The following is a 9,764-nucleotide window of genomic DNA, read 5'->3' as shown; positions in this document are numbered from 1 at the left end:
AGGCGAGTTCCTTCAGGCGCAGGTCGCGGACCTGCGGCGTCGTCAGCAGGCGGGCGAGCTACCGGCCGACCTGGATCCGGCGTGCGTGTTGCTGGCCCTGTTCGCCGCGGCGAGCGCGACGGTCACGTTGCCGAGGATGGCCAAGGCCATCTGCGGGGACGACATCGAGTCCGAGGAGTTCACGAGGCATTACGCCGACCAGCTCGCGAAGCTGGTCCGCCACCTGAGCACCTGACGCGCCTGAGGCGGCCGTCATGGCTGTCGTGTGGAGCCGGGAAGGCACGTGCCTAGTGGCGGAGCGGGACCAGGTCGTCGGCGTGGACGACTTCGCGTCGGTGCTCCGGTGGGAGGTCGCGGGTCTTGCGGCCGACGAGAGTCGGCAGCTCGGCGGAGTCGAACGCGACCACTCCCCTGGCCACCGTGCGGCCCGTGGCGTCGGCGAGCTCGACCACGTCGCCGGCCTCGAAGTCGCCCGTCGCCTCGGTGATTCCCGCGGCCAGCAGCGACCTGCGGCGACCCACCACGGCCGCCACAGCGCCGTCGTCCAGGTGCAGCCTGCCCTTGGGATTCGCGGCGTACGCCAGCCAGAACCGCCTGGGGGTCAGGCGGCGCGCGCTTGCCGCGAACGCGGTGCCCACGTCGGCGGCGCCGAGGGCCTGGGCGGCGTCCGTCGCAGCGGCGATGAGGACCGGGACGCCGGCGGTCGACGCCAGGCGGGCCGAGGCCAACTTCGAGGCCATGCCGCCGGTGCCGAGGTCGGAGGTGGGCTCGTCGGCACGGACGTGTTCCACATCGGACTCGCCGGTGACCTCGTCGATGCGGGTGGCGTTGCCGCGCCTGGGATCGCCGTCGTAGAGGGCGTCCACATCGGACAGGAGGACCAGGGCGTCGGCGCCGACGAGGTATGCGACGAGGGCGGCGAGCCGGTCGTTGTCGCCGAAGCGGATCTCTTCCGTCGCAACGGTGTCGTTCTCGTTGACCACGGGCACCACGCCCAGGGCGAGGAGCCTCGAGAGGGTGCGCTGGGCGTTGCGGTAGTGGGCTCGTCGGACGACGTCGTCCGAGGTGAGGAGGACCTGACCGACGTTGAGATCGAAGCGAGCGAAGGAGGACACGTAGGCGTAGCCGAGCACCAGCTGGCCGACGCTGGCCGATGCCTGCTGGGTGGCGAGGTCCCGGGGGCGCCGGCCAAGGCCCAGTGGCGCGAGGCCCGACGCGATCGCGCCGGAGGAGACCAGGACCACCTGGCTGCCGGCGGTTCGGCGGGCGGCGAGCGCGTCGACGAGCGCGTCGAGGCGGGCCGGGTCCAGGCCGCCGGCGGCGGAGGTGAGGGACGACGAGCCGACCTTCACCACCACCCGCCGCGCGGCGGCTATCCGGGCGCGGGTGTCGGACAGGACGGCCGGCTCCTCGCCCTGGGGCCTCGGTTCGCGCGCGGGCTCGCTCACGACTCACCCGCGCGAGCTCGGTCCGGCCGCTCGCGGTCGCCCTGGGATATCGGTTCGCTCGCGCGCTGGCTCACGGGGTCTCCGCCTGCTCGTCGACGGGGACGTCACCTGCCTCGGTGGCCGAGGTCGGGGCGGACTCGGAGGTTCCGGAAGACGCGGCGGTCCCGGAGGTCGCCGAGGTCGCGGTGCCGGACTGGCCTTCCCCGCTGCGGCGGGCTCGTTTGGCTGCCTTGCGCTCTGCGGCGCCGACGCGATTGTTGCCGTCGAGCCTGGGGTCGCTCCCGCGCTCGTACATCAGCACGTCCACGCCGGCCGGGGTGGAAGGCTCCCAGTCGAACGTCACGCCGCCGATCGTCACCGGGCAGCCCGGCTTCGCGCCGGCCTCGGCCAGGGCCTGCTCGACGCCGAGCCTGGCGAGGCGGTCGCCCAGGTAGCCCACGGCCTCGCTGTTGTCGAACGCGGTCTGGCGGACCCAGCGCTCGGGCCGCTCGCCCCGCACGATGAACCCGCCCGGCTCCTCGGGGTCCTCGAGCACCGTGAAGCCGGCGTCGTCCACGGCCACCGGGCGGAGCACGATGCGCGACGCCTCGAACCGGGGCCGGGTCGCGCGGTCCTCCTCGACGACCTTGGCCAGTGCGAACGACAGCTCGCGCAGTCCCTCGCGGCTGGCCGTCGACACCGTGAACACGGGCAGCCCGCGGGCCTCCAGGTCGGGGGTGACGAGCTCCGCGAGGTCCCGGGCGTCGGGCACGTCGGACTTGTTGAGGACCACGACGCGTGGCCGCTCGGCCAGGCTGCCGCCCAGGCCGGGTGTGTACCGGGCCAGTTCCGCCTCGAGCGCGTCGACGTCGGACACCGGATCACGGCCGGGATCGTAGGTGGCGCAGTCGACCACGTGGACCAGCACCGCGCAGCGCTCGATGTGGCGCAGGAAGTCCAGGCCCAGGCCCTTGCCCTGCGAGGCGCCGGGAATGAGGCCCGGCACGTCGGCGATGGTGTACGTCGACTCGCCCGCGGTGACCACGCCGAGGTTCGGCACCAGCGTGGTGAACGGGTAGTCGGCGATCTTCGGCCGGGCCGAGGACAGCACCGAGATCAGCGAGGACTTACCGGCCGACGGGAAGCCGACCAGCCCCACGTCGGCGACCGAGCGCAGCTCGAGCACCAGGTCACGGGCTTCGCCGGGCTCGCCGAGCAGCGCGAACCCGGGTGCCTTGCGGGCCCTGGACGCGAGCGCCGCGTTGCCCAGCCCACCGCGACCACCGCGGGCGGCGGCGAACCGGGTGCCGTCGCCCATGAGGTCGACGAGCACCTCGCCGTCCTCGTCGAGCACGACCGTGCCGTCGGGCACGCGCAGTTCCAGCGCCTCACCCGCGGCGCCGTCGCGGTTGCTGCCCTGGCCTTGCTTGCCGTTGGACGCCTTCGCGTGCGGCCGGAAGTGGAAGTCGAGCAGCGTGTGCACGCCGGAGTCGACGACGAGCACGATGTCCCCGCCGTCCCCGCCGTTGCCGCCGTCGGGGCCACCGAGTGGCTTGAACTTCTCACGGTGCACCGAGGCACACCCGTTGCCGCCGCTGCCCGCGGACACATGGATGACGACGCGGTCGACGAATCGGGACACTGGACAACCTTCCGAGAAAAGCAAACGAGGGGCGGGCCGCAGTACCGCCGGCCCGCCCCTCCTGGGGTCTTGCTCCTGTCGCCGGGCGTCAGCCCTCGACCGGGACGATGTTCACGGTCTTGCGCCCGCGCTTCTCGCCGAACTGGACCGCACCCGCGGCCAGGGCGAACAGCGTGTCGTCGCCACCACGACCGACGTTGACGCCGGGGTGGAACCTGGTGCCCCGCTGGCGGACGAGAATCTCGCCGGCGTTGACCACCTGGCCGCCGTACCGCTTCACGCCGAGGCGCTGGGCGTTGGAGTCGCGCCCGTTGCGGGAGCTGGACGCACCCTTCTTGTGTGCCATAGCTGTTCAGCTCCTACTTGGTCTTGATGCCGGTGACCTCGACGCGGGTCAGCTTCTGCCGGTGACCCTGCCGCTTGTGGTAGCCGGTCTTGTTCTTGAACTTGTGGATGCGGATCTTCGGGCCCTTGGTCTGCTCGACGACCTTGCCAGTGACCGACACCTTGGCCAGCGCGGCCGCGTCGGTGGTGACGTCGTCGCCGTCGACGACGAGCAGCGCGGGGAACGAGAGCTCGGCTCCCGGCTCACCGTCGAGCTTTTCGACCTCGACGATGTCGCCGACGGCGACCTTGTACTGCTTGCCGCCTGTCTTGACGATCGCGTACATCGGGACGGAACTCTCCTGCTACTCGTTGGTCTCGAAACTGAGGGCTACGCGGCGCCGGGCCGATGACGGCTCACTACTACGAGCCTGACCGGTTCGCGCACGAGTCGGCCCACCAAACGGGCGGGCCGACCTACAGATTACGTGGCCGCCGAATGACGGGTCAAACCGGGGTCAGCCATCGTGCGTCGCCGACACCGGGGGGCCCGCCGGCCGGGACGCGCCCCGCCGCACCGGCCGCCGCGGCGGCGAGGTGACGGCCGGGACCGGCACCTCCGCCTGCTGCGCACGATCGGCCTCGGCGGACTGTTCGCCCTGGTCAGCGGCGTACTCAGTGGGGTACTCAGTGGCATATTCGGCGCCGTGGTCGGTGTCGTGGTCAGCGCCGTGGTCCACGGACTGCTCGGCGTCCCGGTCCGCGACCTGATCCGCGCCGTCGTCGGCCGGCTGATCGGCACCACGGTCCGTGTCACGGTCCGTGTCACGGTCCGTGTCACGGTCCGTGTCACTGTCAGCGGGGTACTCGGCGACCGGTGTGCTGTCGACGGGCCTGACGCCCCACTCGGCGGAACGGTCTGCGCCACGGTCTGCGCGACGGTCGAAGCCGCGATCGGTGGCCTGGTCGGCGGCGGCCGGCCGATCGGCACCGTGATCGGCGGGCTCGCTGTGATCGGCGGGCTCGTGGGCGAGGCCGTTCGTGTGCTCGGACCTGCCGTTGCGGTCGCCGTCCGGGGCGCTGGTGTGGTCGGCGGACTGGGCCGACCCGTCCGAACCCGCTGCGGAGGTGGCCGAGTCGGTCTCGTCGACCGCTGTGCTCGGGCCACCGGCGCCACGGCGGGAGCGCCGCCGGCCGCGGGGCTCGGGCGCCGAGGGCGCCTCCGCGGGCCCCGAGGGGTCGCCGTCGCCGTTGACCTTGCTGGTGGCCTTCGCGATGTCGCGGACGGCCTTGGCGGCCTCCCTCGCGGCGGCCTCCTTGGCTGCCGCCTCCTTCGCGGCCTCCTTGGACGCGTCCTTGGGGGCGTCCTTCACCGAGCCGTCGTCGCGGCCTCGGGAGCGCCGGCCGCCCCCACCGCCACCGCCGCCGTGCTGAGCGGCGGAGTGGCCGTTGGCGCCACCGTTGGCCTTGCCCGCCGGGTCGGTGGAAACGATGACGCCCCGGCCCTTGCAGTGCTCGCACGTGGTGCCGAACGCCTCGAGCAGGCCCGTGCCGACCCGCTTGCGGGTCATCTGGACCAGGCCCAGCGACGTGACCTCGGCCACCTGGTGGCGGGTGCGGTCGCGGCCGAGGCACTCGGTGAGCCGGCGCAGCACCAGGTCGCGGTTGGACTCCAGCACCATGTCGATGAAGTCGATGACGATGATGCCGCCGATGTCGCGCAGCCGCAGCTGCCGGACGATCTCCTCGGCCGACTCCAGGTTGTTGCGGGTGACCGTCTCCTCGAGGTTGCCGCCCGACCCGGTGAACTTGCCGGTGTTGACGTCGATGACGGTCATCGCCTCGGTGCGGTCGATCACCAGGTAGCCGCCGGAGGGCAGCCAGACCTTGCGATCCAGCGCCTTCAGCAGCTGCTCCTCGATCCGGTACTCGGCGAACACATCGGTGGTGCCCACGTGCTTGCGCACCCTGTCGGCCAGCTCCGGCGCCACATGCCGGACGTAGGCGTCGACCGTCTCCCAGGCACCCGCGCCCTCGATGACGAGTGCGGAGAAGTCCTCGGTGAACAGGTCGCGGACGACCTTGACCAGCAGGTCCGGCTCCTCGTAGACCAGCGCGGGCGCGCCGACCTTCTTGGCCCCGTTGGCGCCCTTGGTCCTGTCCTGGATGACCTGCCACTGCGCCTGCAGCCGGCGCACGTCGCGGCCGAGCTCCTCCTCGCTCACGCCCTCGGACGCGGTGCGGATGATCACGCCGGCGTCCTCCGGCACGACCCGCTTGAGCACGTCCTTGAGCCGGCGCCGCTCGTTCTCCGGCAGCTTGCGGGAGATGCCGGTGGCCCCGCCGCCCGGTACATAGACCAGGAACCGGCCCGGCAAGCTGATCTGCGTGGTGAGCCGGGCGCCCTTGTGCCCGACCGGGTCCTTGGTGACCTGCACCAGCACGCTGTCGCCGGTGGACAGCGCCTGCTCGATCTTGCGCGCCTTGCCCTCCAGGCCGGCCGCGTCCCAGTCGACCTCGCCGGCATACAGCACGGCGTTGCGGCCGCGGCCGATGTCGACGAACGCCGCCTCCATGGACGGCAGCACGTTCTGGACCCGGCCGAGGTAGACGTTGCCCACCAGCGAGCCGGTGCCCGACGAGGTGACGAAGTGCTCGACCAGCACGCCGTCCTCGAGCACGCCGATCTGCACCCGGTCACCGCGCTCGCGGACAACCATCGCGCGGTCGACGGACTCGCGGCGGGCCAGGAACTCGGCCTCGGACAGGATCGGCGCGCGGCGGCGGCCCGCCTCACGGCCGTCCCGGCGCCGCTGGCGCTTGGCCTCCAGCCGGGTCGAGCCGCGCACGCTGCGCACCTCGTCGCGACCGTCGGACTCGCCCTTGTCCTTTTCCTTCTCGTCGCGCGCCTCGCGGACGTGCACGACCGTGTTCGGCGGATCGTCCTCGGTCACGGCGCCCTCGTCGTCCACGCCGCCCTTGCGGCGACGACGACGGCGCCGCCGCCTGTTCGCGGCGTCGGAGTCGTCGGCGTCGTCGGCCTCGTCCTCCGCGTCGGCTTCCTCGGGCTTGGGCCGGCCGCGACGGCGCTCAGGCCGCTCCGGCTTCTCGGCCTTCTCGACCGGCTTGTCGCTCTTGTCCGTCTTGCTGGACCTGGCGGGCGGCTCGTCGTCGGCGGACCGCTCGTCCTCGCCTTCGCCGTCCTCGCCCTGTCCGCCCTTGCCCCGGCCACGGCCACGACGGCCCCGCCGGCGGCGCGGCCGCGAGTCGTCGGAGTCGTCGTCGCCGTCGGCCCCGTCATCGGTGACGGTGTCCGGTTCGTCCTCGTCGTCCTGCGGGGGCTCCGGTTTGCGGGCCGGCGCGGCGGCCGGCTCCGGCGGCTTGAACAGCGGCGCCGCAGAGGCGAACACCGGCGTCGGCGGCACCTGGCGCGCCGGCGCGGACGGCTCCGGCGCGGGCGCCGCGGCATGCTCCTCGCCGGCCGGCGTGGCGCCGAACGACTCGGCGACCCGCAGGGCGACCTCGCGGTCGATGCTGGACTGCACGCTGCGGCCGGTGGCCCCGGCCTCGGTGATCGCGGCCAGAACCTCACGGCTGCTTCGGCCGAGCAGCTTGGCCAGCGCGTGAATGCGAATCCGCGCGGGCAGCTCGCCGAGTGCGGCGGAGATGGCTGCGGTGGTATCCCCGCCGGTGTTTCCGGCAGGTGTCGACATATCCGACATGTAGCTCCTTCGCCCCCGGGCGCGACCTCAAACGGTCGATGCCTTCGCACCGACGCTGTCGGACGCGGCCACCACAGGGGCCTCGTTGTTCGGCTTCACCGTGCTCCTACGGTGAAGCGCAGTTGTCGTTCCGCCGCGGGGCGGCGGGAATCCTCGCCTCTCACCATGGGGCCGCCGAGCACTGGCACGCCGGCCTGTCATGGCAGGTCAGTCACAACGTCGCTCCGAGCTGGCTACCCAATCGTCAGCCGAGCGTCGGCCCGCCGGGTATCACACCCGGTCCGGGGCCAACGGGTCGGACAGACCTCCGCTGTCGTCGAGCCGTCCCTGGGCCATCCGGGTCGCCTTCGCGGGCACCGGCGGTTCCAAAGCGGCGACGACACGAAGCGCGCTCAGCACGTCGTCCGGTCGAACGGCAGGTGTGGTCTGCCGTACGACTACCTCAAGTATCCCACACGGCAGGTCGGTCGGTACCGGGTCCGACACGTGCGTCTCGTCATGCACCGTCATCGCGACGATCGCGGCCCGCGCGTCGATGGTGCGCATACCGTGCTTGGTCAGGCGTTCGACCTCCACCACCGGCTCGGCGAGCACCCCCGCGACGGCCTCGCGCAGGGCCGAGGCCGACACGCCCGGCAGCTCGATCCGCCAGCGGCTCGCCTCGACCCGGTCGGCCAGCGACTGCCCGCCCGCGGCGACCGCCACGTCGAGCACGTCCAGGCCCGGCGGCATGGCCTCGTCGAGCATCGCCACCAGCTTGCCCGGCTCGAGCATCTCGACCAGCTGGATCTCGACGTACTCGGCCTCGCTCGCCACGCCGGTGGGCGCGGCGCCGATCCAGGAGATCTTCGGGTGCGGGTTGAAGCCCTGCGAGAACGCCATCGGGACGTGCGCCCGGCGCAGCGCCCGCTCGAACGCTCGCGCGATGTCGCGGTGTGAGGTGAACCGCAGCCGGCCGCGCTTCGCGTAGCGCAGCCGCAGCTTCTGCACCGGCGGTGCCGAGGGATTGGGCCGGTCCTGCCTGGTCAGCATTACTCCTTCTGGTGGGTTGTGGCTACTCCAGTGGTGTTCGATCGAACCTGCTGGCACGGTACCCCCAGGTCCAATTCGACCGATGACCTTGTCTGGTCACGGCCCGAGTGGCTACCGTCCGGGCATTGGACTGCCGGTGCCCCCGATCGGCCGCCCCAACAACTGGAGGTCACCCGTGCCTCTGCTCCGCCGTCTACCGGCGGCAGCGGTCATAGCCGTGGTGCTCGCGACGAACCTGGTGACGGCCGGCGTGGTGGCGAGCGCGCGCGTGCTCGGCCAACCGCCCGCGTGCTCGGACACGCTGGCCGCGCTGCGGTACCTGGTCCTGTTCGACTCCGGGACCGTGACGTCGGCGGCGGGCCGCGAGATCTCCGGCGCGTGCGGCAGGCTCACCGGGTACTACCCGCAGATCGCGGTCGCGGTGGCCGTCTCCCCCGATCCCCGGTTCGCCCAGCGGCTCGGCACGGACCGGGCGTTCAGCGCGCAGCGGGTGATGGAGTCCCAGCAGGGGCCGCGCAAGCCCGACGAGACCCAGTCCACGCAGGCGCAGGTGACGGCGAACCCGGCCGCGGTGTCGAAGGCGGACCTCACCGGCGAGCAGTGGGACATGAAGCTCATCAAGGCCGACCGGGCGCGGCGGGTGAGCAAAGGCAGCAAGGACGTCGTGGTCGGCGTGCTCGACTCCGGGGTGGACCCGAACCATCCGGATCTGAAGGCGGCGCTGGACCCCGCACTGTCCGCGGGCTGTCTGTCCGGAGTGGCCGACACGTCGCGGAAAGCCTGGATTCCCACCGCGTCCCCGCACGGCACGCACGTCGCCGGCACGATCGCCGCGGCTGACGACGGGCACGGCACCGCGGGCGTGGCGCCCGGAGTGCGGGTGGCGTCGGTGAAGGTGGTCGACGATGACGGCTTCATCTTCCCGGAGTACGCGGTGTGCGGGCTGATGTGGGCCACCACCAACAAGATGGCGGTCACCAACAACAGCTACTTCGTCGACCCGTGGCTGATGACGTGCAACCGGGACAGCGAGCACGTGGTGTACGAGGCCGTGCGGCGTGCGGTCGACTACGCCACCCGGCAGGGCGTGCTCACCATCGCCGCCGCGACGAACGAGGGCGCGGACCTGTCCGACCCGAGTGGACAGACGGCCGACGGGCCCGGCGCGTCCGGAGTGGAGCGTCGCACGCTCGACGGCGGCTGCAAGGTGCTGCCGGCCGGTCTGCGCGGGGTGATCGCGGTGTCCGCGGTCGGCAAGAACGAGGTCAAGGCGGGCTACAGCTCCTACGGCCTCGGCGTGATCGACGTGACCGCGCCGGGCGGCGAGCCGAAGACGCACACGGACAGCGCCGCGCCGGAGTCGTCGGCGGAGGGCGAGAAGAAGCCGGACTGCGTGCTGTCGACGGTGCCCGGCGGGTACGACCGCTACTGCGGCACCTCGATGGCGACGCCGCATGTCACGGGCGTGGCCGCGCTGCTGGCCTCCGAGCACCCGGACGCGACGCCGCCGGAGCTGTCCAGGATGCTCAACCAGCAGGCCGACGCCGTCCCGTGCCCGTCGGACTACGACCTCGACGGCACCGGCGCGCAGGACGCGTACTGCGACGGATACGCGCC

General features: G+C 72.4%; 7 protein-coding genes and 1 pseudogene. 2 read left to right on the top strand and 6 right to left on the bottom strand.

Annotated elements, in window-relative coordinates; all coding sequences use genetic code 11:
• Positions 1–235: pseudogene (locus VGD70_RS01210) on the top strand (TetR/AcrR family transcriptional regulator); the annotation flags it as partial.
• A 52-nt stretch (positions 236–287) separates the two neighbouring features.
• Here the strand turns inward: VGD70_RS01210 and proB are convergent.
• From proB to VGD70_RS01180, 6 genes are all read right to left on the bottom strand, one after another.
• Complete coding sequence (gene proB, locus VGD70_RS01205; RefSeq protein ID WP_331077177.1) at positions 288–1,397, bottom strand: glutamate 5-kinase; 1,110 nt, start codon at positions 1,395–1,397, stop codon at positions 288–290.
• 121 nt (positions 1,398–1,518) lie between these two features.
• Positions 1,519–3,069: a GTPase ObgE gene (obgE, locus tag VGD70_RS01200; protein WP_331077175.1), complete on the bottom strand. Its 1,551-nt coding sequence runs from the start codon at positions 3,067–3,069 to the stop codon at positions 1,519–1,521.
• An 88-nt stretch (positions 3,070–3,157) separates the two neighbouring features.
• A complete protein-coding gene (rpmA, locus tag VGD70_RS01195; RefSeq protein ID WP_331077173.1) occupies positions 3,158–3,415 on the bottom strand; it encodes a 50S ribosomal protein L27 in 258 nt (85 codons plus the stop codon).
• A 13-nt stretch (positions 3,416–3,428) separates the two neighbouring features.
• Positions 3,429–3,740, bottom strand: coding sequence for a 50S ribosomal protein L21 (rplU, locus tag VGD70_RS01190; RefSeq protein ID WP_331077171.1), 312 nt, complete (start codon positions 3,738–3,740; stop codon positions 3,429–3,431).
• A 171-nt stretch (positions 3,741–3,911) separates the two neighbouring features.
• On the bottom strand, positions 3,912–7,106 hold the full coding sequence (locus tag VGD70_RS01185) for an Rne/Rng family ribonuclease (RefSeq protein ID WP_414637867.1): 3,195 nt from the start codon (positions 7,104–7,106) through the stop codon (positions 3,912–3,914).
• A 279-nt stretch (positions 7,107–7,385) separates the two neighbouring features.
• Entirely contained in the window at positions 7,386–8,147 is a 762-nt protein-coding gene (locus VGD70_RS01180) for a TIGR03936 family radical SAM-associated protein (RefSeq protein WP_331077167.1), read from the bottom strand.
• A 175-nt stretch (positions 8,148–8,322) separates the two neighbouring features.
• Here VGD70_RS01180 and VGD70_RS01175 point away from each other — a divergent pair.
• Positions 8,323–9,764, top strand: a 1,442-nt coding sequence (locus VGD70_RS01175) for a S8 family peptidase (RefSeq protein ID WP_331077165.1), incomplete at its 3' end; no start/stop codon positions are given.

Origin of the sequence: Actinophytocola sp., from assembly GCF_036402745.1 — a bacterium.
GTDB lineage: Bacteria > Actinomycetota > Actinomycetes > Mycobacteriales > Pseudonocardiaceae > Actinophytocola.
This window is presented reverse-complemented; position numbering and strand designations above follow the sequence as displayed.

Bases quoted from the DNA above. Each gene is read 5' to 3' on its own strand.
- rpmA (WP_331077173.1), bottom strand. From the start codon at position 3,415: ATGGCACACAAGAAGGGTGCGTCCAGCTCCCGCAACGGGCGCGACTCC.
- VGD70_RS01180 (WP_331077167.1), bottom strand. From the start codon at position 8,147: ATGCTGACCAGGCAGGACCGGCCCAATCCCTCGGCACCGCCGGTGCAG.
- VGD70_RS01185 (WP_414637867.1), bottom strand. From the start codon at position 7,106: ATGTCGACACCTGCCGGAAACACCGGCGGGGATACCACCGCAGCCATC.
- rplU (WP_331077171.1), bottom strand. From the start codon at position 3,740: ATGTACGCGATCGTCAAGACAGGCGGCAAGCAGTACAAGGTCGCCGTC.